Here is a 24,665-nt window from a genome sequence, read left to right as displayed (position 1 = left end):
AGGCGGTCTTCCTCCTGAATTGTAACAAAAGCATTGCGATACGGTTGTTTTCGTCGGTTGCATTCTACCGGGGGAGGAGAATGGGTCGAAGGGCATGTCTGGACATGTGACAAGACAAGGGATAAATTCCGGTTTTCCGAACTGCCCGTGTTTCGCATTTTGCCAATTTTCGCAAAATCATTCAAAGGATGGAGCATGACCAAGCCTGATTTCACGCCGCTCAAGTTGTTCATAACCGGTCCCACCTATATCCGCGACGAGGCCAAGGCCGCCGGGGAACTGCCCGAGTTCGGGCATCGCGATTCCGAGAACGTGAAGCGCATGGCTCCGATCATGGAGAACCTGCGTCGCGTGGCTCTGGTGGATGATTCGTACCAGCCCATGCTCATCAACGGGTCCGGGTCCACGGCCATGGAAGCCGCAGTCCGCTCTCTCGTGGCGGACGGTGAGACCATGCTCAACGTCACTGTGGGCGCGTTCGGCGATCTGTTCGGCAGGATTGCGTCGGCCAACGGCAAGCAGTGCGAGCAGTTGCGGTTCGACTATGGCCGGGCCATTGATCCCGATGTGCTGCGGAAAACGCTTGAGCGCGTGCGGCCCGCCGTGGTCACGTTCACGCACAACGAGACCAGCACGGGCGTGACCAACGACATCGTCGCCGTGTGTTCCCTGATTCGCGAGTTCGGGGCCATGCCTGTGGTGGACGGAGTGTCCATCTTCGGCGGCACGGACCTGAAGATCATGGAGGCACAGCCCGCCATGTACGTGACCGCCACGCAGAAGAGTCTGGCTCTGCCTGCGGGGTTCGGCATCGCCCTTGTGGGGCGCGAGGCCGAGGAAAAGGCGGCCCGGGTTGCGAATCGCGGGTATTCGTCCTGCATCCTCAACCAGCTCGCCAAGGCGCGGATCAACCAGACCCTGACCACGCCCAACACCCAGCTTGTGAACCAGCTTTGGGCGCAGCTCGACTACATCGTGAACGAGGAAGGCGTGGAGAACCGGTTCGCCCGGCATGCGGCCATGCGCGCACAGACCGCGGAATGGGTGTCCTCCATGGACGGATTCGACCTGTTTGCGCAGGATGGCCATCGTTCTCCAACCCTGACCACGGTGCAGTGCCCGCAGGGGCTGACCGTGGAACAGCTCAAGAAGGGCGTCAAGGAATCCATGCGCGCCAAGGGCTATCTGTTCGATCCCGGCTACGGCAAGGTCAACGCGGAAATGGAAAAGGCTGGCAAACGCGTGATTTTTCGCATCGGCCACATGGGCGACATCACCCCGGCCATGCTCGCCGAATACCTTGAGGAACTCGGAGAGGTGCTGAAGGCGCTGTAGTCTTGTTATCTTTTTGGAATTGAAGGCCCGCCATGGTTATCCGTGGCGGGCTTTTTCATGGTTTTTCAGGGCGCGTAGCCGCGCCACCTTCGCCGTACCATCCTGCAAGGTGAGAATTTCGCCCTTCCCGGGCGAGTTCATTTTTTTGTTGAGGCAAAAAAATAAACGAAAAAAAAGCCCCTTTGCACTGTGCTCCCGACTCTCTCGGGCAGGAACCAGTAGCGACCTTTCGCCGGGCGATTGCGACGTTTCCTGCGGAAACCGCATCGCCCCGGCTTCGGTCGCTTCGACTGGTTCCAAGCCCTCGCGAGCCGAAATTCGGTCACGGTAAGGGACATCGCGCAAGGCGTGACAAGCTCCCCCGGCCTAGCCAACCTCCCACCGTTTCCCTTTGATCAAGGCATCCTTTCCTGTGGCGGACGCACGGCAGAACAGCCTTGATCAAGTAGGAAACGCGCACGGCCGGGGCGGTCCCAAAAGGCGGCTTTTGATTACTTTTATCCGCCTTGGAATAAAAGTAATTCGCCCGGGAAGGGCGAAATCTTCACTAAACAAGCTGACGCGCAGTCTACGGCGAATTGCTTCGCCCGGCCCGGCCCGTCAAGTTGGTACAGCCCCACCTCTTCAAGGCGCGTAGCCGCGCCGTATTCGCCGTACCATCCTGCAAGGTAAGGATTTCGCCCTTCCCGGGCGAGTTCATTTTTTTGTTGGGGCAAAAAAATAAACGAAAAAAAAGCCCCTTTGCACTGTGCTCTTGACTCCCTCGGGCAGGAACCAGTAGCGCCCTCCCGCCGGGCGATTGCGACGTTTCCTGCGGAAACCGCTTCGCCCCGGCTTCGGTCGCTTCAACTGGTTCCAAGCCCTCGCGAGCCGAAATTCGGTCTGAGTAAGGGGACAGTGTGCTGGGCGTGAGAAGTCGCCTCGTCCCAACCAAGCTCCCCCGGCCCAACCAACCTCCCATCGTTTCCCTTTGATCAAGGCATCCGTCCCAGTGGCGGACGCACGGCAGAACAGCCTTGATCAAGTAGGAAACGCGCACGGCTGTGGCGGTCCCAAAAGGCGGCTTTTGATTACTTTTATCCGCCTTGGAATAAAAGTAATTCGCCCGAGAAGGGCGAAATCTTCACTAAACAAGCTGGCGCGCAGTCGACGGCGAATTGCTTCGCCCGGCACGGCTGGCAGTGCTGGTGCAACTCCACCTCTTCAAGGCGCGAAACGCGCCGCCCGCTCTACTCCTCCAGAAGCAACTTTCTCTGCCCCCAGGCCGCCTGTCCGAGGGAAATGCAGGCATCATTGGGCGGCACCTGCGTATGCACCAAGGGGACAAGCCCTTCAGCTTCCAGAGCCATGGGGAGCTCCGTGGCAAGGGTCAGATTCTGCATCACACCGCCGGAGAGCGCGATGTGGGGGATGCCCAGCAGGGAGGAAAAGGCTGTGGCCATGTCGGTCAGGCCGCGAATCAGGCCAAGATGGAAGCGGCGGGATACCTTGGGGACCGGGGTACCGTGCTCAAGATCTTCGAACGCCGCGCGAAACAGGGACAGGGTGTCCAGCTGCGCCGGGTCTTCGGAAATCATGGGGCAGGGATAGGCCGAGGTCTCGCTCATGTCCTGCACCTTTTCCAGCTGGATCGCGGCCTGCCCTTCATAGGTGATCCTGTTGCACAGTCCGCACAGAGCCGCGACCGCGTCGAACAGTCTGCCGCAGCTGCTCGTGGCCGGACAGTTCACGCCCTTTTCCAGAAGCTGGGGCAGCATGCGGCTGACCGGGCCGAATTCGTCGAGCCACGACCAGCGGTACCTGCCGGGTTCGGTGATGCCCAGCTTCCAGAGCGCGGCCTGCGCAATGCGCCATGGTTCGCGCACCGCAGCCTCGCCCCCGGGCAGGTTGATGTGCGTGAAATGCGCCAGTCGCTGATGCTCCAGACTCTCCGGGTCGACGAACAGGCATTCCCCGCCCCAGATGGTGTGATCCTGGCCCAGTCCGGTGCCGTCCAAGGCAAGCCCGATGGCCGGAGTCCGATGCCTGTTCTCGGCCAGCACCGCATGAATGTGCGCATAGTGGTGCTGCAGCACGGCCAGCGGAATTCCGGTCTCTCCGGACAATTTCTCGGCCAGCGAGGATGTCATGTAGTCCGGGTGCAGGTCGTGCACGATGAGCTCGGGGCGCACCTGAAGGATGTCCTGAAGATGCGCAAGAATTTCCTTGTAGAAGCCAAGGTTCTCCAGATTGGTCAGGTTGCCGATGTGCTGGCTGGAAAAGGCCTGATTTCCCTTGGTCAGAGTCAGGGTGCACTTGAGTTCCGGGCCGGTTCCCAGAACCGTGGGGCCGGATTCGGCCAGAAATACCGGACCGGGAATGAACCCGCGCGCCCGGCGCATGTGCATGGGCTGGCCGGAAAAGGGATTCACGCGCAGCACCGAGTCATCCGTGCGGATCAGGATGTCCCGATTGTGGAACAGAAACACGTCCGCGATATCCTTGAGTCGGGATGCCGCTTCCCGATTGCCCAGACTGATGGGCTCGGAACTCATGTTGCCCGAAGTCATGACCAGAGCCGGAGCCGCATGGCCGGAGGCTTCGGCAAAATCGTGCAGCAGGATGTGGTGCAGCGGAGTGTAGGGCAGCATGATGCCCAGAAAATTCGTGTCCGGCGCAATGGACGCGGCAATGGGCGCGTCGGTACGGCGTGCGGCCAGCACGATGGGCCGCTGGATTCCGGTCAGCCATTCCTCTTCCGCAGGCTGGATGTCCGCAAGCTGCCGAGCCGCGTCCATGTTCGGCACCATTACGGCCAGCGGCTTGTCCGGCCTGTGCTTGCGAAGCCGCAGTTCGGCCACGGCCTGCTCGTTGGCCGCGTCGCACGCCAGATGGAATCCGCCGAGGCCCTTGATGGCCGCAACCTTGCCATCCGCCAGTTCATGGGCCAGCCGCCGAATGGATTCGTCGCCCTGCGCCAGAGTACGGCCGTCCGGCGTCGTGAGCCATGTTTTGGGACCGCACACCGGACAGGCATTGGGCTGGGCATGGAATCGCCGGTCGAGCGGATCGTTGTATTCATGCTCGCAATCCGGGCACAGGGGAAAGCAGGCCATGGAGGTCTTGGGCCGATCATAGGGAATGGATCGGGTAATGGTGTAGCGCGGCCCGCAGTTGGTGCAGTTGGTGAAGGGGTAGCGATAGCGGCGGTTGGTCGGGTCGCTCATGTCCGCCAGACAATCCGGGCAGGTGGCCACGTCCGGGCTGATGAGCACGGAATGCCCTTTTCCGCCCGTGGATTTCAGGATGGCAAAGGCTTCCTCGCCGTCCACCACGGAAATGTCCTCGGCTTCAAGGGTCACGATGCGCGCCAGAGGCGGCAGCTTGGCTTCGAGGTCCGAAGCGAATCCCGTCACCTGAATCGACGTGCCCTGTGTTTCGATGATCACGCCCTCGGACGAGTTGCGGACACAGCCGCAAACCCCGTTGTCCAAGGCCGTGCGATAGACGAAGGGACGAAATCCCACGCCCTGAACCTGACCGGTAATGGTGAAGCGGCGGCGAAGCAATGACATGGAATCCGTCATAGCCTCGGAAGCCGGGATTCGCAAGCTGGATTTAGTCTTTTGTGAACCGTTTCAACAGGCTGCGCAGCCGTCCCTTGGCCAGCCGCATGGGCTGAAATCGGATCGGGTCCAGAACTTCCGGAATCACGAATCCGGTTGCGTCAAAGGAGTCCGGCTTTTCCAGCGGATAGACAAGCGAATCGGGGCGCGCCCCGGGCAGGTCGCGTTTCACGGCCTCGGCCCACAGGGGCACGGCTTCGGGAGTCAGATCCAGCAGGTCGTACATGGCCGTGTCCAGAGCAACGGGATCGTGCGAGGCCGCAATCAGGCCCAGATCGAACGGTTCGCCCTTGGTCGGACCGTCCCTGTGCATGGGCCGCACCGCATCCATGAGCGCGGCCTTGGGCGGAAGAATCTCGTACAGGTCCATGATCATGGACCGGAACTGCTCCATGTCCGGAAACCGCCGGTGTGCAAATGCCTTGCGGAATCCCACCACGCAGCCGAACAGGTTCTTGACCGCGCCAGTGACGCGCATCTGGCCGTGCACCTTGAGCCGGGGAATGCTCACGATCAGGTCCGCTTCGAGTGCATCCCGGGAAACCGCAATTTTCCTTCCGCTTCTCAAGCGCACGGAGCGCGGCCTGCGCATGGGGCTGACGTTCATGGCGATGCGCGACAGTTCGTAGTCCAGACAGGAAGCCCTGGCCACGCTGTTGACCGTGCCGAAGGCCGGGGAATCCGCCACCGTGACATAGGCGCCGCAGTCCAGAAGATAGCGGCAGGCTGCGGCCGTGATCCGGGCATTGGTGCAACTGTGTTCCGCGTTGGTCGAAGAGATCAGGTTGGGTTTGACCAGCACCCGCGACCGGGGATCGGGCTTGATTCCCGCCTCCTTGAGCACAAGGCCCACGGCCGAGTCGAGCAGGGTGGATTCGTATTCCAGAATGCGTGCGATGGCTATGGTTTCGGACATGGCAGGAGCATACTGCGGAAGTCGATTCCCTGGCAAGCCCCTGTTTCGCTTGCCATTGCACCAAGGTGCGGGCAACAATGCGTCATGCCCGATCATCTGATTTCGCTGGAAAACGTCTCCGTAACCCGTGGTGGCCATGCTCTGGTGCGCGACATTTCATGGCAGCTCAAGCCCGGCGAGCATTGGGCCGTGGCCGGTGCCAACGGCTCGGGGAAGACCACGCTGCTTCGTCTGATGCGCGGAGAGCTGCATCCCGATCCCGGGGGCATTCGACGCTACGATTTCGGCGACGGCCCGCAGTCCACGCCCCTTGGCGTGCGGCAGCGCATTGCGCTGGTGTCGGCGGACATGCAGGATTTCTACAGGCTGCACGCACCTCGGGCGGTTGCCCGGGACGTGGCGCTGGCCGGATTTTTCGACACGCCCCTGCTCTACGAGTCTCCGACTGCGGAACAGGAACAGGCCGTGGCCAATGCCTTTGCCCTGCTTGGCATCCGTGAATTGGCCGACCGGGAAATGGGCACCCTGTCCACCGGGCAGGCGCGCAAGGTACTGCTGGCCCGGGCCGTGAGCATCGGGCCGGACGTGATCCTGCTGGACGAGGCACTGGATGGGCTGGATCGGCAATCCCGAGCAGACATGCTGCCCCTGCTGGAACGGATCGGGGAACGCGCCGCATTGATCTGTGCCGCGCATCGGGCCTCGGACGTGCCTTCCTGCGTATCCCGAGTGCTGGTCATGGAAAAGGGACGCATTCTGGCGCGCGGCGGTGTCGAAGCGCTGGACGCTCTCGGCCCGGACACGCCCGCCGAATGGCCGGAATCCCTGATGCCGTCCGCCCCGGACCTGTCCGCATATCCCTTTCTTGTTCGGGTGAACAACGCGTCCGTGGTGGTGAACGGCAAGCGCATTCTGGATGCGGTGAATTGGGAAATGAAGCCGGGTGAACACTGGGCCGTGCTCGGGGCAAACGGGGCCGGAAAATCCACCCTGCTCAAGCTGCTGCTTTCGGAACACGCGCCCTATGCGGACGGCGAAAGCTCGGGCACGGTGGAACGGCTCGGCGCAATGCCCATGGACCAGGCTCGGCAGCTCATCGGCGTAGTGTCCCCGGACTTGCAGACCCAGTATGCCCGGAAGCTGGGCTGGGAGGTCACGACGCTGGAGACCGTACTGTCCGGATTCCGGGGCAGTGTGGGCATGCTGGACGAACCCGTTTCCGGCGAACTGCTTTCCGCCCGGGAATGGCTGCACGCGTTCGGGCTGGAAGGACTCGCGCAGACGCCGCTCAGGCGACTGTCCTATGGCCAGCAGCGGCGGGTGTTTCTGGCCCGAGCTCTTGCGCCCGGGCCGCATCTGCTTTTGCTGGACGAACCGTTTGCCGGGTTGGATACGCGCTCCCGCAGAGCCATGCGGGACATGATTCAGCGCATTGCCTGTTCCGGCACGCCCGTCGTGCTGGTGACGCATCACGCCGGAGACATTGTGCCTGCCATTTCTCATGTACTGGAGCTACGTCACGGAAAAATCGTCCGTTGCGGAATTCGTTCCGCAGAACACGCAGCGTAAAAAAACAGTATTGGACATGTTGTGCAGGGTTGCCTATTTCCCCTCTACAGTATAGTGGTACAGTGCTTCCCTCATGCTGGGGAATCCCTGCTGAGGGAGGGATTTTTAGAGGAGGAATCATTGGTCATGGCAAAAGAAGAAGCCATAGAAGTCGAAGGCGTGATCCAGGAATCCCTGCCCAACGCCATGTTTCGGGTGGAGCTGGAGAACGGCCACACCATTCTCGGACACATTTCCGGCAAGATGCGCAAGCATTACATCCGCATCCTGCCGGGAGACCGCGTCAAGGTGGAACTGTCTCCCTATGACCTGACCCGTGGCCGGATCACTTTTCGGCTGCGGTAAACAGCATCCCCGGTTGCATCGGTCCGGGGACATGCGTAGAGTCGGCATATGCGGCATACAGGCATTGTCAGCTGGTTCAACGAACAGAAAGGGTTCGGTTTCATCTCCGACGATCAGGGCGGGGACGTGTTCGTGCACTACACGGAAATCGTGCGCGACGGCTTCCAGACTCTTGATCCTGGGGAAAGGGTCACTTTCGAATTGGTGGACGAGGAAATCGGTCCCAAGGCCGTGGATGTCCGCCTCCAGTCGTCCGAGTCGAGTTCCCCACTGCCATAGCCGTCGGTCCGATGCCAATTTTCACGAAAAAGGTCCCTTGCACGGTTCTCCGCGCAAGGGACCTTTTTCATTGTGAAAATCAGTTGGCTTCAGACTCCGGGAAATCGGCTACAGGCCATTCTCCTTCTGGTGCGCATCCAGAACATTGTCGATGGGAATGGTCTTGAATTCGATTTTCCCGTCGCGAATGACATAGCGCGTCACGGTCCATTCCACGTTGTCGATGTATTCGATGTTGCCGTAGCCTCCGTTGCCCAGCAGTCCGGCAATGGCTTCCATGAAATCGTCGATGTCCAGATACACGCCTTCGTGGTCCACGCGCAGCACGTCGCCGTCGTACTTGACCTGATCAAAGGGGATCATGCCCTTGACTTGCTCGTAGGCCTCGGGCGCGAGCCGATGAAAATCTCCGTATACGCGAACGTCTTCCATGTTGTCGTTTCCTCCGCTTGTCCTGTTACGCAGCGTGCGGAAGCATGATTTAAGACCGGATGTCCGCGTTGTCCAGCGATCTGGCGAATTCCTGCGCCAGACCGTGACTGCGGTCCAGATGTGCGGCGAGCATCGACGAATTCTCCCGGGCCAGCCGAACAAGTTCCTCGTCCGAATACCTGGTGTCCAGTTTGAACTTGTTGCCCATGACGTGGCCGATCTGCTTCACGGTTCTGGCCTTGGCCAGACTGGAATGCTGCACGTGGCGCACGGCCAGTCCGCCCGCGTACACGCTGGGCATGGACGCGAGATTCGAGCGGATGTCGCGGTCCAGATCGTCGAACTGGGACGGGGTATAGCGCAGATCGAACGCCCCGGCGCGGCGCACGGCCTCCATGTTCACCAGATGGCAGCAGCCGCTCACGGAAAGACAGGGGCGCGCATAGGTGAACAGTCCGTTGTCCAGACCGCCCGCGCAATTGTCATGCACCTGCACCCGATTGGGCAGTTCCCCGGGCGCGGGCTCCTGCGGCGGCGTGGGGAACAGGTTGTAGTCCCCGGACTGCAAGCCGTAGGGCGTGCGGGCCGAAGTGATGCGGCATCCCACGGCCCCGGCCGAGGCGTGCAGGGACGCGGCCCCAAGCAGCCGACGCAGCCAATCCTCGGGCAACACCACGTCATCGTCCAGAAAAGCGGCCCATTGGCATTCCCGAACCTGCGGCAGGGAAAGCAGCCAGTTGCGCGCGGCAGGTGCGCCCACGTTGATGGGCAGGGTTTCCACATGAAAACGGTCCGCGCCGAAACGGTCCCGGGCCGTTGCCAGCACGGTCGGGGTATGGTCGTCGGACCCGTTGTCCAACGCGAAAATCCGGGCCTCGCCCAAGTCGCCTTGCGCAAGGCTTTCCAGCGTATCGGCCAGCAGGTCGGCCTTGTTCCACGAATAGACCAGAATCGCAGCCTGTTCCCGCCGGATGGGTCCGGCAACGGGCGCGGGCTCGGCCAGTTCCGCCAGTTTCAGGGTCAGGTTCGGGTGCCAGTGCATGCATTGCCAAAGCGCGACCAGCAGGGAAGCGCCCTGTTCGCGTTCCCCGGCCCGGAGCAGAAGTTCGGCTTCCAGATACGCACGCCAGCCGTTCCAGATCGCAGGGTCAATCTTTCTGACGAAATCGATGGCTTCTTCCGGCGGCAGGTAGTGAAATGCCCATTCCGCTTCCAACCGAATCTTGAGCGGAAGCAGGGATTCAGGCCATGAAAACGTATCCAGGGCAACCCGGCCCAATTCCGGCTTTCCGGTAAGCAGCAGATCGCGCCAGACCAGAGCCAGCCACGGCATCCCGGTATCCGAATTGGCCAGCTTGGCGGCCAGAAAACGCAGGATCAGGGAACGATCGCCCTCGGCCGCGAGTTCCTGCCATGCCGCAGCGGTTTCCTCGGGTACGGTCAGGCTGTTCAGGCGGGCGAACGATTCCACGACAATGCGTTCGGACTCCCGGGACAGAAACGGAAATTGCTGATGATAGTGGGCCAGTAGCACGCACATGTCCCTTTCCAGCGGATGGCTCGTCCATGCCCAAAGAGCCAGCGCCTGTCCCAGCGATGCGAACAACGGTTCGCTTGCCGCAGCATTGGAAAAGGCGTGGAGCAACCCTTTCTGTCTGTCCGGCTGTTCCAACCCGAGACACCAGCCCGGTACGCGGGCCTCCATGTCCGAAGGCCGGAAATTCGGTACCCGGGGGAGCGTTCGAAAAAGATCGGAATACGGCATGGCGGCTCCTGTCCGGGACGAATCAGGCCCGGGGAATGTCGTTGAAAATGATTTCCGCAGCCCTTGCCACGGCTCCGGGTTCGCCCACTTCCTTGCGCAGGGCGGCCAGTTCGCTTCGCACTCGGGAATATTCCGTGTCGTCGAGCCAGCTTTCGGCCAGCCGGGTCAGATTCTCCGCGCGCGCGTCCTCCTGAATGTTTTCCGGAAAGATTTCCCGGTTCATGATCAGGTTGGGCAGGGAGATGAACGGCACGTTGATGATCATTCTGCCAATGAACACGCTGAGTTTGGAAAGCTGATACGCAATGATGGCCGGGGTGCCGATGAGCGCGCATTCCAGCGACACGGTTCCGGACGCGGCCAGCACGAATCGGGCCTGACGAATGGCATGGTAGCGATCGTCCGGCTCCACAAGGTCCACGGGAATGTCGTCCGGCCAGAATTCGGCCAGCCGTTCCGGCTCCATGCCCGGAGCACGCACCAGACTGAAGCGCAGATTCGGATTGTTCCGGAGCAGGTTGCGGGCCGTGGCCGCGAACTCGGGCAGCAGGCTTGAGACTTCCCTGTTGCGACTGCCCGGCAGGATGGCGATGCGGTCCGCCTCGCGGGAAATCGTGTCCAGTTCGTCCAGCGGAATCTGGTCCATGAGCGGATGTCCGGCGTACTCCACGTCCATGTCGTATTTGCGGTAGAACGCCTTTTCGAACGGCAGGATGCAGATGAGCTTGCGCACGTTGTCGCGCAGAAATCTGGCCCGGCCCGAACGCCATGCCCAGAGCTGGGGACTGATGTAGTAATAGACCGGTATGCCGAGCTTGCGCGCAATCTTCACTACCCGGAAATGGAAGTCCGGGCAGTCCAGCAGGATGATGGCCCGGGGCCGTTCCTGCATGAGCGATCGCTTGATTTCGCCGAGCAGCCGAATGATGCGCGGCAACCCCGCGAGAATCTCGGTACCGCCCACCAGCGAGATGAGCTTCATGGAATGGCGCACGTCCACGGACTGCGCCTCCATGGCCGGACCGCCCATGCCCATGATCTTCAGGCCGGGATTCAGGTTGCGCAACTCGCGGGCCAGCAAAGCGCCGTACATGTCGCCGGACGCCTCGCCCGCCCCGATCCAGATCGGACCGTCAGGATTGGAATAATGCATGCCCAAGCATGTAGCCTGATTGCCGAAGAGGCGCAATGGGGATGCGGAGGCGGGGGCGCGGCTACGCGCCCTGAAGAGGGGGAGTTGCACCAGCACTGCCAGCCGTGCCGGGCGAAGCAATTCGCCGTAGACTGCGCGCCAGCTTGTTCAGTGAAGATTTCGCCCTTTCCGGGCGAGTTCCTTTTATATCAAGGCGGATAAAAGGAACTAAAAGCCGCCTTTTGGGGCCGCCCCGGCCGTGCGCGTTTCCTACTTGATCAAGGCTGTTCTGCCGTGCGTCCGCCACAGGAAAGGATGCCTTGATCAAAGGGAAACGGTGGAAGGTTGGCTAGGCCGAGGGAGCTCGTCACGCCCAGCACACTGTCCCCTTACTCAGACCGAATTTCGGCTCGCGAGGGCTTGGAACCAGTCGAGGCAACCGAAGCCGGGGCGATGCGGTTTCCGCAGGAAACGTCGCAATCGCCCGGCGGGAGGGCGCTACTGGTTCCTGCCCGAGGGAGTCGAGAGCACAGTGCAAAGGGGCTTTTTTTTCGTTTATTTTTTTGCCCCAACAAAAAAATGAACTCGCCCGGGAAGGGCGAAATCCTCACCTTGCAGGATGGCACGGCGAAGACGGCGCGGCTACGCGCCTTGAAGAGGGGGAGTTGCACCAGCTTGGTTACCCGTGCCGGGCGAAGCAATTCGCCGTAAACGCCTTACGAGCTTTTAAGGGGATGTTTCGCCTCCCCCGGCGACCTACTTTTGTTTCAAGGCGAACAAAAGTAGGCAAAAAAGCGCCTTTTATCGACCGCCACAGCCGTGCGCGTTTCCTACTTGATCAAGGCTGTTTTGCCGTGCGTCCGCCACAGGGACGGATGCCTTGATCAAAGGGAAACGGTGGGGAGTTGGTTGGGCCGAGGGAGCTCGTCACGCCCAGCACACTGTCCCCTTACTCAGACCGGATTTCGGCTCGCGAGGGCTTGGAACCAGTTGAAGCGACCGAAGCCGGGGCGATGCGGTTTCCGCAGGAAACGTCGCAATCGTCCGGCGGGAGGGCGCTACTGGTTCCTGCCCGAGGGAGTCGGGAGCACAGTGTAAAGGGGCTTTTTTTTCGTTTATTTTTTTGCCCCAACAAAAAAATGAACTCGCCCGGAAAGGGCGAAATCCTCACCTTGCAGGATCGCACGGCGAATACGGCGCGGCTACGCGCCTTGAAGAGGTGGGGCTGTACCAACTTGACGGGCCGGGCCGGGCGAAGCAATTCGCCGTATACTGCGCACCAACTTGATAAGGGAAGATTTCGCCCTTCTCGGGCGAATTACTTTTATTCCAAGGCGGATAAAAGTAATCAAAAGCCGCCTTTTGGGGCCGCCCCGGCCGTGCGCGTTTCCTACTTGATCAAGGCTGACCTGTTGTGCGTTTGCCGCAGGAACGGATGCCTTGATCAAAGGGAAACGGTGGGAGGTGGTTAGGCCGAGGGAGCTTGGTAGGGGCGAGGCGACTTCTCACGCCCAGCACACTGTCCCCTTACTCAGACCGAATTTCGGCTCGCGAGGGCTTGGAACCAGTCGAGGCGACCGAAGCCGGGGCGATGCGGTTTCCGCAGGAAACGTCGCAATCGCCCGGCGGGAGGGCGCTACTGGTTCCTGCCCGAGGGAGTCGGGAGCACAGTGCAAAGGGGCTTTTTTTTCGTTTATTTTTTTGCCCCAACAAAAAAATGAACTCGCCCGGAAAGGGCGAAATCCTCACCTTGCAGGTTGGCACGGCAAAGGTGGCGCGGCTACGCGCCCTGAAGAAGTGGGGCATGATTCCGTAATGCAAAAAAATCCTGTGAATACAAGTCATTGACTTGCCGTGTTGCCGCCCGTTGCCAAAACTTGCCAACCCGGGCTTGAGAAGGTAGGAATCGGGGCGCGAGATCAACCTTAACCGGAAGATATACAACCATGATGAAAGTAGCCGTTATCGGCCTCGGCTGGATGGGCCGGGTCCATTTGAGGAATTACACCGAGATGTCCGGCGTGGAAGTCGTGGGCATCGTGGACGTGGACAGCAACACCCTGAAAGAGGTTTCCGAGCAGTTCAACGTGCCTGCCTTCGAGACCGTGGAGCAGCTTCTGGAACACGATCTGGATGCGGTGAGCGTCTGCGTTCCCACCGTGCTGCATCACGAGATCGGCCTCAAGGTCATTGAAAAGGGCGTGGCCGTGCTCATTGAAAAGCCGCTGGCCGCTACCGTGGAGCAGGGCGAGGAGCTTGTTGCCAAGGCCGCTGCCGGAAACGTGCCGCTCATGGTCGGCCATGTGGAACGCTTCAATCCGGCCGTGGAACGCGTCAAGGAACTGGTGGGCGACGATGTCATCTCCATCCAGATCGAACGTGTCGGCCCGTATCCGCCGCGCATTCAGGACGTGGGCGTGATCAAGGATCTCGGTTCCCACGACATTGACCTCATTCGCTACATCACGGGTTCCGATTACAAGTCCGTGTACGCGGTGTGTTCCACTTCCATCGGCAAGCATGAGGACACGGCCCTGATCACTGCGGAGATGGAAAACGGCGTACTCGCCAACATCAATACCAACTGGGTGACCCCGTACAAGTCCCGCAAGATTCACGTGGCCTGCGAGTCCAAGTACATCGAGGCCAACCTGATCACGCAGGAAGTCAAGGAATTCTCCAGCTTCTCGACCTATGACAAGAGCTATTCGGTCCGCGAATGGCCGCTCATCTGGCGCGAACCCGTGCGTTCGGAACTGACCCAGTTTCTGGACGCCCTGCGCAATGGCACGCCCCTGCCCATCACGGGCGAGGACGCGCTCAAGGTGCTCAAGGTCTTTGACCGCATCTTTGCCTGCACCTGCTAGCGGTTCGCCGCATATTCGAAATGAAGAATCCCCTGTCCGGCAACGGGCAGGGGATTTTTTGTTCGAGGGAAAAGCGGGCTGTCAGGCGAACAGTTCCGCGTTGTAGCTCGATCGCACCCTCGGGGCGCAGAACATGTGGGGGATGCCTTTGGCCCTTCCGGCTGCGGTGTATTCGTCGAAGAACGGGGGCGGCACGTAGCGTTCCACGCAGGGATGTTCGCGGCTCGGCTGCATGTACTGGCCGATGGTCACGATGTCGCACTGCACGTCGGCCAGATCGCCGATGGTGCGGATGACATCGGAGTCGTTTTCGCCCAGCCCGACCATCATGCCGCTCTTGGTGCGGACGTCCGGGCATAGCTTCTTGGCGCGGCGCAATAGCTCAAGACTTTGCGCGTAGTCGGCTTTGGGCCGGATCGCGGGATACAGGCCGGGCACGGTCTCGATGTTGTGGTTCAGGATGTCCGGCCTGGAGTCCAGCACGGTTCGCAGGGCGGATTCGCTGCCCTGAAAGTCCGGGATGAGCACCTCCACGGTACAGTCGGGCACGACCTTGCGCACGGCATGTACACAGGCGGCAAAGTGCGCGGCCCCGCCGTCCGGCAGGTCGTCGCGCGTGACCGAAGTGATGACCACATGCTTGAGTTCCAGCCGCCGGGCAGCCTCGGCCACCCGTTCCGGCTCGTCCGGTTCCAGAGGTTCGGTCTTGCCGGGCGTGATGTTGCAGAACGCACAGTTTCGCGTGCACACGCTGCCCATGATCAGGAACGTGGCCACGTTTCTGGAAAAGCATTCCCACTTGTTCGGGCATTTTGCGGACTGGCACACCGTGTTCAGGCGCAGGTCGTCCACCAGTCCCGAGGTGCAGGCGAATTTTCTATCCTCGGGCAGCCTGATTCGAAGCCACGGCGGAATGCGCAAGGGCTTTCTCGAATTCGCGCTTGAAGACATTCTTGACTTCCTCCACGGAGATGTCGCGTCCGGCCTCGGCGGACAGCGAGGTGGGCGCGGCATCCGGGATGCCGCACAGGGTGATCATGTCGAACAGGCTCACGTCCCGGCTCACGTTCAGGGCCAGTCCGTGCCACGTGACCCAGCGTCGAACCCCGATGCCCATGGAACAGATCTTCCGGGTCTCGTCGATCCAGACCCCGGGATGTCCGGGCCTGCGCATCGTGGTCACGCCAAAGGCGGCACAGGTGCGGATTACAGCCTCTTCCATGTCGTGGAAGAACGCCCGGATGCCGCCGGGCCGTTTTTCCACGCGTATCACGGGATAGGCCACGAGCTGGCCCGGGAAATGGCAGGTGATGTTCCCGCCGCGCGCGGTTCGGGCCAGTTCCACGCCCTGAGTAAGCAGCGCGGCTTCGCTGATGCGCAGGTTCTCCGCACCGCCCTGACGGCCGTAGGTCACGACCCTGGGGTGTTCCAGCAGGAAGACCGTGTCCTCCTGTCTGTCGGCCATGACCGCTTCCAGCGTTGTTTTCTGGATGGCCTCGGCTTCGGCATAGGGAATCACCCCGAGATCGATGAACCGCATGTCTATTTCTTTGGTCCGGCCGGGGACGAGGTCGGCAGGATCAGGGCTCCGGATTTCCGGTCGGTTTCGGGATGCTCCGGCCAATTCGCCTTGGTCAGTCTGCCCGGGAACAGGGTGGGCGTGGTGGCACCGCGATAGCCCAGCAGGGTCAGGCCGCGGTCCGAGCATGCGTACTGGCCGCGGCCTTCCGGGATGGGAAAAGCCTCGGACACGGTGCGCACGCCGCCGGAAAGTTCGCCTTCGCGGGACATGTACAGAAAGTTCATGGTGGCGTTGCGTTTGCCCAGTCGTGCGCGTTCCGAAAGGTCGCGCAGCCATTCCGGTGCGGTCTTGACCATGAAGTTGAAATGGCACCACGCTTCCTTGCCCTGACCCGCCATGGGGCACGGTTCGGCGTGCGGACAGGGCGCGAGCGGCAGCAGGCCCTGCTCCATGAGCGCGGTGCGGAACAGGTCCAGAATGTGCGCGGTCTGGCGCACCCCGGTCTCGATGATCAGTACCTTGCCGTCCGGCTTGACGGTCTCGGCCATGCGTCGGGCGATTCTGCCCGTCTGTGCCTCGTCCCTGCCGGTCCAGACCAGTTCGTTCAGGGCATTGGCCGAAACCAGCAGGTCCGCGTTGCCTGCGATGCGGTCCGAGAACAGTCCCTTTACGGTCTTGATGCGCCATGGCGAATCCTTGCCTGCGAGCTGGCGGAAGATGTCCAGCCCCATGTGCATGGGCTTGGGCGAACGGTCCACGCAGGTGAAGTTCAGCTTGCGCGTGCGCAGTTCGGGCCGGGAAATCCACAGGGCGAGAGGCACGGTCAGCGGGCCGGATCCGAGGTCCACCACATGGCCGCCGTCCGGAACGTCCAGACCAAGCCCCGGGAACAGGCGTGACTGGCGGTACAGGTTCCACGGCAGAAAATAGTAGAGGTACGCGGACAGGAAGTTTGCCTCGGTCATGTAGTTCTTGCGCGCGCCTCGGGATTCCGAGGTCATGGCCCGGGACATGTCCCGGATGTCGTAGGGCAGGGACTGCCAGTGCTTGCTTTTGAGCGGTACGGCTTTTTTCAGCACCAGTCCGAAGTTTTCCAGAGCCTGTGCGGTCTGGTCGTCGAGTTCAGGAAAAAGGGGATCAATCCACATAGATGAAACGCATCCTTTGCAGGTAGCGGGCCCCGAACTTCGGGTCCGAGGCCAGGTCCAGGGCGCGGACGGTTGCGGGAATGGATTCCAGCCACGCCCGGGCGGCGGAATCCGTCAAAAGTCGTTCAGTCCCGGCAAGGGAGGTGTTGCCCGCCTTGCGGGCCAGTGCGCGGGTGCCGGGGGGCAGAAAGCCGAGCTGTTCCAGATCGGCTACGGAAACATGTTCTCCAAGCGCTCCGGCCAGATGAATGGCGGCCAGATCGGACACGGACAGTCCGGCCCGGTCCAGCAGGGCGGAGAGCGCTAGGTTGAAGGCCGCCTTGACCTTGAGGATTTCCTCCACGTCCGAACCCGGCAGGTACAGCCCGTCCGCGACATGGAATGCGGGTTCCCCGTCCCGCGTGGTCAGTTTCGCGGCCAGTCGGGCCGCGAGCGGAGTCGAACCTGAGGCAAACAGCCCCTCGGTGTCAAGCACGCCGTGCTGTCGGAGAATGGAGCACAGGGAAAGATATCCGGTTCCGGTCATGCCCGGCCTGTCGGTCCGGCCCTCCAGTCTTCGGGGTACCAACCCCTGTGGAGCGAGCGTGAATCCGGTCACGGCTCCGGGCGATGCGGTCCGGCCGAAGCTCAGTCCCACGCCCTCCAGTGCCGGGCCGAGTGGCACGCTGGCGCACAGCCGTTCCTCCGGCGACAGGGCAAGAATGAATTCGCCGTTGGTGCCCATGTCCGCCAGCACGAACGGATACGTTGCCTTTTCGGCATATTCCACGGCCACCAGTCCGGCGCTCAGGTCAGCGCCCACGAACGGGGCCAGCAGCGGCGGGATCAGGGCAGGGGGCAATCCGTTTGCGATCTCGCGCGAGTCTCCGCCAGCATAATTCAGTCGGTACGGGGCATGGCTCAGGCCGTCCACGTCCAGATTCAGCAGGATGTACGTCATGGCCGAGTTGCCGGACACGGCCATGGATTCGCACGGGCCGCCAAGTTCCCGTTCCAGTTCCCGGCATATTTGATTCAGCCGGTCCGTGACCAGCGCGGAGAGCGTGGCGCGGCCTTGCGGTTCCCTTGCCACGGCGAGTCGGGACATGACTTCGCTGCCCAGACCGATCTGGGGATTGAGTTCCGATCCGGTTGCCACGAGTTTGCCATCGGCCAGAGCCGTCCAGTGAATGCTGGTGGTGCCGAGGTCCACGGCCAGAGCGAACGGTCCGGCCTTTTGGGTCACGTGTCTTTCGACTCGTGCGCGGATCGGATTCGGCAGTTCGATTTCGCACGCGTTTGCCGGATGCAGGCAGGCCAGTCGCCAGCCATCACTCACCGCGTTCCGACCGAGCTTTTTCAGTTCTTCTGCCACCGGAGGCGGAGCATCCGACAGGAATCGCACTCGGCACAGCCCGCATTTGCCCAGTCCCGAGCACAGGGGCACGCCCTGCCACAGGCCCGTGAGAAACACGGCCCGCGCCAGAGAATGTCCGGCATGGGATTCGGCTGCGACGGTCTGCCCGTCATGCGTTCGGATGTGAATGGTCATGGTTGTTATCGGCAATGCGCCGTCTCTCTGAATAGCCTATGCCCGGTTGATTGAATAGCTTTTAACATTGACGTGAAAGGGGAGTTTTTTTAATAAGCAGCAAGTGTTGGTTATTTTTAGTTAAAGAGTGGAAAATGAAGAAGCAAGTTTATATCCATATTGGCATGCCTAAGACTGGATCAACATCAATCCAGCATTATATATATTTAAATCGAGAAAAAATGGCAAGGAGGGGTGTTTTTTATGATGTCGGTGAAAGGCAAAAGGAATCTCATGCACACCTGATTTCAGAAAGCAACAATGGCTTTTTGGAAATAGCTGGACTTGGATGTCAAGAAGCTGCGTGGAAGCGTTTGTTGAAAAAAGCCAATCATAGTAACTGTGAAAAGATTGTTGTCAGCAGTGAATTGTTTTCTGCTTACGTCAACAATTATTTTATTACGGAGGAAAGTGTTCAGTTAATTAAAGGGGCTGTACCAGATAACTAGCCCATATGCTTCTTAACCCACTGTCTCAACTGTTTAAGTTGGCTTCGCGGATTGCTGTTGTTAAAACGCCACTCGCATTCCTTCAAAAAGAGATGGAAATGCTTGGTCGGAATGCCGTTGAATTTTCTCATGTGACGCTTGGCCTGGTTCCAAAAGTTCTCAATCCCATTGATGTGATTCTGGCTGTCGGCGAACAGCTTGGAATGGTTGATCCTGAAGTGCTTGAACTCGGACACATCAAGGACATTGTAGCCGTACCAGCAATCTGAGTAAACGACGCTGTCGGGCTGAATCTTCTCTTGGATAATCGGCATCAACGTTTTGCCCTTGGCGTCGGGAATCACCTGTGTGTATACCTTCCCGCCTCTTTTAAGAATTCCGAACACCGGCACTTTCCCTGCGGCCCCACGACCACGTTTGCCCTTTCGTCTGCCGCCGAAATAGCTTTCATCAACTTCAAATTCGCCGAAAGCCATTCCTTCGCTGGACTCTTCTTCGGCTATAATTTCACGAAGCCGGTGAAAATAGTACGCAGCCGTTTTGAAGTTCACACCGACCAGATCAGCGGCACATCGTGCTGTTGTCCCAGCTACAAAATGCTCAATCAAACGGAGCTGCTTCTTGCGATCTAAACGGCTCTTTCGCATTGCCATACCGATACCCCAACGGAGTTATCTGGTACAGCCCCTAATTAAAAAGTTACTGAAGGGATGTATTGTCAAGGTTATATGCTATGTTCGCCGTCATGATTTATGGCTAAATTCTGCTTGGTTAGAAGCCATTCAGAATGCTCAAATTGGAAGGACCTGGAGTTCTATTGAGAACGTAGGTTATCTTGGTGTGTTGAACAGGTGGGCTGAATGCTTTGGAGACGAGAATGTGGAAGTTATTCCTTTCGAAAAAGCAACCTTTTCTTCTTCTTCCTTGATAGCGACTTTTTTTAATGCCATTGATGAAAAAATATACCCGGAATATCAGCTCAATAGTATGAAAAATGTATCACCTCGGGGTGAGTTTTTCAAAGCTTCATTTTTTTTCTATCAGCTGTACGGTGCAGGTCTTTTAGAAAGGAAAGATTTGGAAGCATGTTGTTCCATTGTACGGAGAATGCCTAAAGAAATTTGGCCACAATACTCAGTTAATATTTTGACTCCAGAGCAACAACGACATTTTATCGAAATAAATCAGGGCGAATATGAAGAGATTGCTAACCGGTTTGTTCCGGAAAGCAATGGAGTACTTTTTCATGATTCTGTTGTTATTGATGAAAAAGGTGGCGACATGTCCATGACTTCAGAAAATTTGTTTCTTGCTTCTTTTGTTTTGCAGAAGACGAATCTTCGTAAAATTGAACGCCTTGAACAAAAGATGTTGCGAAACCAATTGCGTCGTTTTTGGGGAAAAATGAAGTTGCGGTTAGGAATGAAATAGTTGGTGCTTCCTACCCGCGTTGCAGGCGTTGCATGGCGTCGGAGAGGTGGTCGAGCCAGATCTGGACGAGCTGGTCGTATTCGCCGGCGCCCTTGAGGATGGCTTCGCAGTGGATGCCTGCCTGTTCGAGTCGGCTTTTCCAGCTTTCCGGGTGATCGCCGACCATGTCTTTGGCCGCGTGCCAACCTGCGCCGAACAGGAAGGGCAGGAGATGGGCGCGGGTGATGTTCTGTCTGGCGAGCCGGACGAGGATGTCGTCGATGCCGGGTTCGGCTTCGAGCGCGCCCACGTGCACGGACGGGTCGTGTTCCTGAATGGCGGCGTGCAGGGCTTCGTAATAGGCGTTGCCCGGGTGCATGGTGCCGTGTCCCATGAAGATGACGGCCTCGTGGCTGGTGTTGCACTGGGGCACGAGTTCGGCAATGGCTCTGGCCACGCGTTCCACGCCGCGTTCTCCGGCCACGAGCGGAAAGCCGACCTCCACGCGTGTGAATCCGCCCTTGCGCAGCATGAGGTCGTTCGCCAATGACAGCAGTTCGTGGTACTCGCTGCCCGGAATGATGTGCAGGGACTGGATGACGGCATGGGTCACGCCTTCGTCGAGCAGGCGGTCCAGTGCCTTGGGCACGGAGTCCGCTTCCTGTCCCTGCTGTTTCATGTGGCCGCGCACGGTGCGGGAGGTGTAGGCCAGCCGGACCGGAACGCCCGGGAACGACTGGCGCACCCGAGTGGCTATGTGATCCAGCGAGGCCACGGCCTTTTCGTGGCGGGAACCGTATGCGGCGAGGACAATGGCTTGCTTCATGGCTGTTTCTTGACCAGTACGAGGGAAAAGTAGTGGGGCCGGGCCGGGGCGTCCCTGATGTCCATGACCACGGATTCCCCTTCCATGCCCAGCCGGGAGACCAGAACGGTCCTGTCGCCCAGCCGCAGTTTTTCCAGCAGGGACCGAATTTCGTCGAAGTTCTTGTATGCCTTCAGGATAACGGCATTGTCTGCTGCGTCAAGCTGGGATTCGAGCCGCTGCATGTCGGCCACGCCCGAGGTCACCAGCAGGCTCTGGCTGGATTCCGCGAGAATGAAGCCCACCTTGGCTGCGGCTGCGTGAAAGGACGTGATGCCCGGAATGATCTGCACGGGCAGTGACGGGTCCAGATCGAGCAGGGTTCGGTGCAGGTAGCCGAATGTGGAATAGGTCAGGGGATCGCCCAGCGTGAGAAAGGCCGCGTTTTCGCCCTTGCGCAGGGATTCGGCCACGATGGCCGCGTTCTTGTCCCATGCGGCCTGAAGTTCGGCCTTGTCGCGCGTCATGGGGAAGCCGAGCTGTTCCACGCGCACGTCCTTGCGCAGGTGCGGCCCGGCAATGGACAGGGCCGTGGAGTAGTCGTTCCTTGTGGAGGCTGCGGCAAAGATCACGTCCACGCTGCCGAGGACGCGTACCGCCTTGATGGTGAGCAGTTCCGGGTCGCCGGGGCCGACTCCGATGCCGTACAATGTGCCGGTCTGGTTCATGTATGGGTATCCTTGCGCCCGGAAGTGCCGGGCTGAGTATTGTGAATTGTTGTGGCCGGGGCGTCAATCCCGGGTCGGGTACAGAAGTGCGCGTACGGTCCGTATGCCGTCCAGCAGCCGGATCGTGGGTCGGGAAACCAGCCGTTCGTCAACAAGATGCACCCGGCCGTTTTGCACGGCCAGTATTGTTCCGAATCCGGGCTCGTCAGCAATGGTTCGTGCGTCTACCCGGTTCATGGTGCCTGTCTGGGCCAGATACACGTCAATGGCGTGCCCTTTGGCCAGAATCCGTTCCTTGCCGTATTCCGCAATGTTGGTGTTGTGCCGGGGAATCGCATCGCTTGCCGTGTTCACGCCGCCTGCCGCGTCCAGTACCAGCATGGGCATGGAGCCGGGCGGGAACGTGGCGAGTTTGCGGTGGATGGACTCGAAAAACACGCGGGGGCGGTCTGCCTGCGGGATGGTCGCGGTCTGCGTTCGGGCCTTGTTCAGCCCTGTACGGAAACGGTCGATCATGGTGCGCGCCTGTCTTTCGCGGCCGGAGAGCCGTCCGAGATCAAGCCAGTAGTCGTACATGTCGTCCAGACTGCCGGGCTGCAGGGCAATGACCGTGATTCCGGCCTGTTCCAGAGCCGCGCGCAGTTTGGGATGGGCCCGGGCATGCATGGGCCGCATCAGCACGAGGTCGGGCCGGGCTGCGAGAAAGCGTTCCACCCCGTCCCGTGCCGAGAATACGGGCTTTTGCAGGGCCGCTGCCGGATGATCCTCGTTGCGCGAGACGCCGATGATCTCCCGGTCCAGCCCGAGGGAGAACAGGTTCTCCGTGTGCGCGGCATACAGGGAGATGATGCGTGTGAACGGGCGGTCCCATGTGACGGAAAGGCCGGTGTCGTCCGTGATGGTCTGCTGGGCCCGAGCCGGAGCGTACAGGCAGAGCAGGAGCGACAGAAGTGCGGCGAGTCGTTTCATCAATGGCGAATCCTTCGATATTCCAGACTGGGCGCATTGGTGAACGCGCTGTGTCCCACGCGGGCTTCCACGTTGAATACTTTGCGGATCGCGTCCGGATTCAGCACGGTTTCGGCCGGACCCTGTGCATGGATTCTGCCGTGCGAGAGCATGGTGATCTCCGCACAGAACGTGGCGGCCAGATTCAGGTCGTGCAGCACTGCAATCACGGTCTTTCCCTTGTTCCGGCACAGGTCGCGCATGTGTTCCAGACAGGCGAGGGCGTGGCGCACGTCCATGCTGGAGGTGGGTTCGTCCAGCAGGAGCAGGGGCGTATCCTGCGCCAATGTCCGGGCCAGCACGGTGCGCTGTCTTTCTCCGCCCGAAAGGTCGGTCAGGGGCCGGTTTGCCAGATGGGCCACGTCCATGACGCGCATGGCGTTGTTCACGGCCTTGGTATCCTGATCGGAGGGGCCGGAAAAGCGGGGGATGTGCGGATGACGGCCCATGAGCACGGTTTCCCGGACCGTGAACGGGAAGTTGAAGGCGAATTCCTGCGGAGCCAGTCCGGCCAGCAGCGCGTATTCCCGGCGGGGCAGGGTGCGTGCGTCGCGCCCGGCCAGCATCACTGTGCCGGATACGGGCGCAAGGTTCCCGGCCAGCAGGTCCAGCAGGGTGGACTTGCCGCTGCCGTTCGGTCCGACAATGCCGTGCAGGGTTCCGGCCGCAAGGTTCAGGTTGATGTCCTGAAGCACCGGGGCGTCGGCATAGGCAAAGGATGCGTTGCGCAGGCTGACTACGAAATCAGGCATGATGTCTCCGGGTGCGGCTGCGGATGAAGAGCCAGCAGAACACCGGGCCGCCGATGAGCGCGGTGAGCACGCCGATGGGCACTTCGTGAGGCAGCATGGCGCGGGACACGGTATCCGCCACCAGAAGCAGGGCTGCGCCGCCCAGTCCGGACGCGGGCAGAAGCCAGCGGTTGTCCGGGCCGGTGATCAGGCGCATGAGATGGGGCATGATCAGTCCCACGAAACCGATGATTCCGGACACGGACACACAGACCGCACTGATCAGGGATGCCGTGGCCAGCAGCACAAGCCGGGTGCGGGCCGTGTTCACGCCCAGCGAGCGCGCAGTGCGTTCGCCCAGACTCATGATGTTCAGGTCGCGGGCAAGCAGCAGGCAGATCAGGAATCCGGCCAGCCCCACCAGTCCGGTCAGGGCTGCGTCAGTCCATGTCCGGGCCGTGAAGCTGCCCATGAGCCAGAACACGATGGCCGAGACGCGCTCGTCCGCAAGATACTTGATGAAACTGATGCCTGCGGACAGGATTGCGGCCACGATCACCCCGGCCAGAATCAGGCTGGACGGAGAGAGTGCGGAATCCCTGCCAGCCATGGCCAGCACCAGAAACAGGGTGGCCGAGGCCCCGGCAAAGGCCATGACGCAGAGCGTGGACGGTCCCAGAAAGGACAGGCCCAGCAGGATGGACAGAGATGCGCCGAATGCGGCCCCGGACGACACGCCCAGCGTGAACGGGTCGGCCAGCGGGTTCAGCAGGATGGACTGGAACACGGTTCCGGCCACGGCCAGCCCGAAACCCACGGACAGGGCCGTGAGAATGCGCGGCAGCCGCACGTCCAGCACCACGCTGGCATGCAGGCCGGAAACGTCCGCCCCCCGCGCCCAGTCCGCGAGCGCGCCGAGCACTTCCGCCGGAGACACGGGGATGAATCCCATGCCCGTGGCAGCCACGGCCAGAAAGGCCACGGCCAGCGCCAGCAGAAGGAGGCAGAGCCCGTTGCGGCCGGGCATGCGGGAGGCGGTTTTCGTCATG

Annotated in this window: 22 protein-coding genes; 7 read left to right on the top strand and 15 right to left on the bottom strand. The window is 60.5% G+C overall.

All coding sequences use genetic code 11. The features are described from left to right. The first annotated feature begins 195 nt into the window (after positions 1–195). Complete coding sequence (locus MPN23_RS08285) at positions 196–1,335, top strand: pyridoxal-phosphate-dependent aminotransferase family protein (RefSeq protein ID WP_243547226.1); 1,140 nt, start codon at positions 196–198, stop codon at positions 1,333–1,335. A 1,229-nt stretch (positions 1,336–2,564) separates the two neighbouring features. Here the strand turns inward: MPN23_RS08285 and hypF are convergent. Both hypF and MPN23_RS08275 read right to left on the bottom strand, forming a co-directional pair. Then, a complete protein-coding gene (gene hypF, locus MPN23_RS08280) occupies positions 2,565–4,889 on the bottom strand; it encodes a carbamoyltransferase HypF (protein ID WP_243547225.1) in 2,325 nt (774 codons plus the stop codon). A 43-nt stretch (positions 4,890–4,932) separates the two neighbouring features. After that, complete coding sequence (locus tag MPN23_RS08275) at positions 4,933–5,856, bottom strand: DUF362 domain-containing protein (protein ID WP_243547224.1); 924 nt, start codon at positions 5,854–5,856, stop codon at positions 4,933–4,935. Positions 5,857–5,940: 84 nt separating this feature from the next. On the opposite strand from MPN23_RS08275, the gene MPN23_RS08270 reads away from it, so the two are divergent. From MPN23_RS08270 to MPN23_RS08260, 3 genes are all read left to right on the top strand, one after another. Continuing rightward, a complete protein-coding gene (locus MPN23_RS08270; RefSeq protein WP_243547223.1) occupies positions 5,941–7,425 on the top strand; it encodes an ABC transporter ATP-binding protein in 1,485 nt (494 codons plus the stop codon). Positions 7,426–7,551: 126 nt separating this feature from the next. Further along, entirely contained in the window at positions 7,552–7,770 is a 219-nt protein-coding gene (gene infA, locus MPN23_RS08265) for a translation initiation factor IF-1 (protein ID WP_243547222.1), read from the top strand. A gap of 48 nt (positions 7,771–7,818) precedes the next feature. Further along, a complete protein-coding gene (locus tag MPN23_RS08260) occupies positions 7,819–8,049 on the top strand; it encodes a cold-shock protein (protein WP_243547221.1) in 231 nt (76 codons plus the stop codon). A gap of 108 nt (positions 8,050–8,157) precedes the next feature. Here MPN23_RS08260 and MPN23_RS08255 read toward each other — a convergent pair whose 3' ends face one another. The 3 genes from MPN23_RS08255 to lpxB are packed head-to-tail and all read right to left on the bottom strand — an operon-like array spanning position 8,158 to position 11,399. Then, positions 8,158–8,481, bottom strand: coding sequence for a hypothetical protein (locus MPN23_RS08255; RefSeq protein WP_243547220.1), 324 nt, complete (start codon positions 8,479–8,481; stop codon positions 8,158–8,160). A 49-nt stretch (positions 8,482–8,530) separates the two neighbouring features. Beyond that, positions 8,531–10,246, bottom strand: coding sequence for a glycosyltransferase (locus tag MPN23_RS08250; protein ID WP_243547219.1), 1,716 nt, complete (start codon positions 10,244–10,246; stop codon positions 8,531–8,533). A gap of 22 nt (positions 10,247–10,268) precedes the next feature. Continuing rightward, the gene (lpxB, locus tag MPN23_RS08245; RefSeq protein WP_243547218.1) at positions 10,269–11,399 is read right to left on the bottom strand and encodes a lipid-A-disaccharide synthase; all 1,131 of its coding nucleotides are present in this window, start codon (positions 11,397–11,399) and stop codon (positions 10,269–10,271) included. A gap of 1,925 nt (positions 11,400–13,324) precedes the next feature. Here lpxB and MPN23_RS08240 point away from each other — a divergent pair. Further along, positions 13,325–14,245 (top strand): Gfo/Idh/MocA family protein, encoded by a 921-nt coding sequence (locus MPN23_RS08240; protein ID WP_243547217.1) that lies wholly within the window; start codon positions 13,325–13,327, stop codon positions 14,243–14,245. 81 nt (positions 14,246–14,326) lie between these two features. Here the strand turns inward: MPN23_RS08240 and lipA are convergent, their stop codons facing one another. The 4 genes from lipA to MPN23_RS08220 are packed head-to-tail and all read right to left on the bottom strand — an operon-like array spanning position 14,327 to position 18,446. After that, entirely contained in the window at positions 14,327–15,196 is an 870-nt protein-coding gene (lipA, locus tag MPN23_RS08235; protein WP_243547216.1) for a lipoyl synthase, read from the bottom strand. Further along, positions 15,123–15,785, bottom strand: coding sequence for a lipoyl(octanoyl) transferase LipB (lipB, locus tag MPN23_RS08230; RefSeq protein ID WP_243547215.1), 663 nt, complete (start codon positions 15,783–15,785; stop codon positions 15,123–15,125). The genes lipA and lipB overlap by 74 nt, the downstream gene beginning before the upstream one ends. 2 nt (positions 15,786–15,787) lie before the next feature. Beyond that, positions 15,788–16,915: a small ribosomal subunit Rsm22 family protein gene (locus MPN23_RS08225; RefSeq protein ID WP_243547214.1), complete on the bottom strand. Its 1,128-nt coding sequence runs from the start codon at positions 16,913–16,915 to the stop codon at positions 15,788–15,790. Continuing rightward, positions 16,905–18,446, bottom strand: a complete 1,542-nt coding sequence (locus tag MPN23_RS08220) for an ASKHA domain-containing protein (protein WP_243547213.1) — start codon at positions 18,444–18,446, stop codon at positions 16,905–16,907. The genes MPN23_RS08225 and MPN23_RS08220 overlap by 11 nt, the downstream gene beginning before the upstream one ends. Positions 18,447–18,580: 134 nt before the next feature. On the opposite strand from MPN23_RS08220, the gene MPN23_RS08215 reads away from it, so the two are divergent. Next, positions 18,581–18,934 carry a hypothetical protein gene (locus MPN23_RS08215; RefSeq protein WP_243547212.1) on the top strand — a complete coding sequence of 118 codons (354 nt, stop codon included), beginning with the start codon at positions 18,581–18,583 and terminating at the stop codon, positions 18,932–18,934. Here the strand turns inward: MPN23_RS08215 and MPN23_RS08210 are convergent. After that, the gene (locus tag MPN23_RS08210; RefSeq protein WP_243547368.1) at positions 18,931–19,581 is read right to left on the bottom strand and encodes an IS1595 family transposase; all 651 of its coding nucleotides are present in this window, start codon (positions 19,579–19,581) and stop codon (positions 18,931–18,933) included. The two genes, MPN23_RS08215 and MPN23_RS08210, sit on opposite strands and share 4 nt — an antisense overlap. 232 nt (positions 19,582–19,813) lie before the next feature. On the opposite strand from MPN23_RS08210, the gene MPN23_RS08205 reads away from it, so the two are divergent. Beyond that, on the top strand, positions 19,814–20,365 hold the full coding sequence (locus tag MPN23_RS08205) for a hypothetical protein (RefSeq protein WP_243547211.1): 552 nt from the start codon (positions 19,814–19,816) through the stop codon (positions 20,363–20,365). 10 nt (positions 20,366–20,375) lie between these two features. On the opposite strand, the gene MPN23_RS08200 is transcribed toward MPN23_RS08205, so the two are convergent. The 5 genes from MPN23_RS08200 to MPN23_RS08180 all read right to left on the bottom strand — a co-directional run bounded on the left by MPN23_RS08200 (position 20,376) and on the right by MPN23_RS08180 (position 24,664). After that, a complete protein-coding gene (locus MPN23_RS08200; protein ID WP_243547210.1) occupies positions 20,376–21,170 on the bottom strand; it encodes a sirohydrochlorin cobaltochelatase in 795 nt (264 codons plus the stop codon). Beyond that, positions 21,167–21,877 carry a precorrin-2 C(20)-methyltransferase gene (gene cobI, locus MPN23_RS08195; protein WP_243547209.1) on the bottom strand — a complete coding sequence of 237 codons (711 nt, stop codon included), beginning with the start codon at positions 21,875–21,877 and terminating at the stop codon, positions 21,167–21,169. The genes MPN23_RS08200 and cobI overlap by 4 nt, the downstream gene beginning before the upstream one ends. Before the next feature lie 63 nt (positions 21,878–21,940). Continuing rightward, positions 21,941–22,846: an ABC transporter substrate-binding protein gene (locus MPN23_RS08190; protein ID WP_243547208.1), complete on the bottom strand. Its 906-nt coding sequence runs from the start codon at positions 22,844–22,846 to the stop codon at positions 21,941–21,943. Beyond that, on the bottom strand, positions 22,846–23,637 hold the full coding sequence (locus MPN23_RS08185) for an ABC transporter ATP-binding protein (protein WP_243547207.1): 792 nt from the start codon (positions 23,635–23,637) through the stop codon (positions 22,846–22,848). The genes MPN23_RS08190 and MPN23_RS08185 overlap by 1 nt, the downstream gene beginning before the upstream one ends. Beyond that, positions 23,630–24,664: a FecCD family ABC transporter permease gene (locus tag MPN23_RS08180; protein WP_243547206.1), complete on the bottom strand. Its 1,035-nt coding sequence runs from the start codon at positions 24,662–24,664 to the stop codon at positions 23,630–23,632. Before MPN23_RS08180 ends, MPN23_RS08185 begins: the two co-directional genes overlap by 8 nt. Position 24,665 lies beyond the last annotated feature (1 nt).

The organism is Pseudodesulfovibrio tunisiensis, assembly GCF_022809775.1.
Taxonomy (GTDB): Bacteria; Desulfobacterota; Desulfovibrionia; order Desulfovibrionales; family Desulfovibrionaceae; genus Pseudodesulfovibrio; species Pseudodesulfovibrio tunisiensis.
Note: the sequence above shows the minus strand (reverse complement) of the source record. Positions and strands in the feature narration are given on the sequence as shown.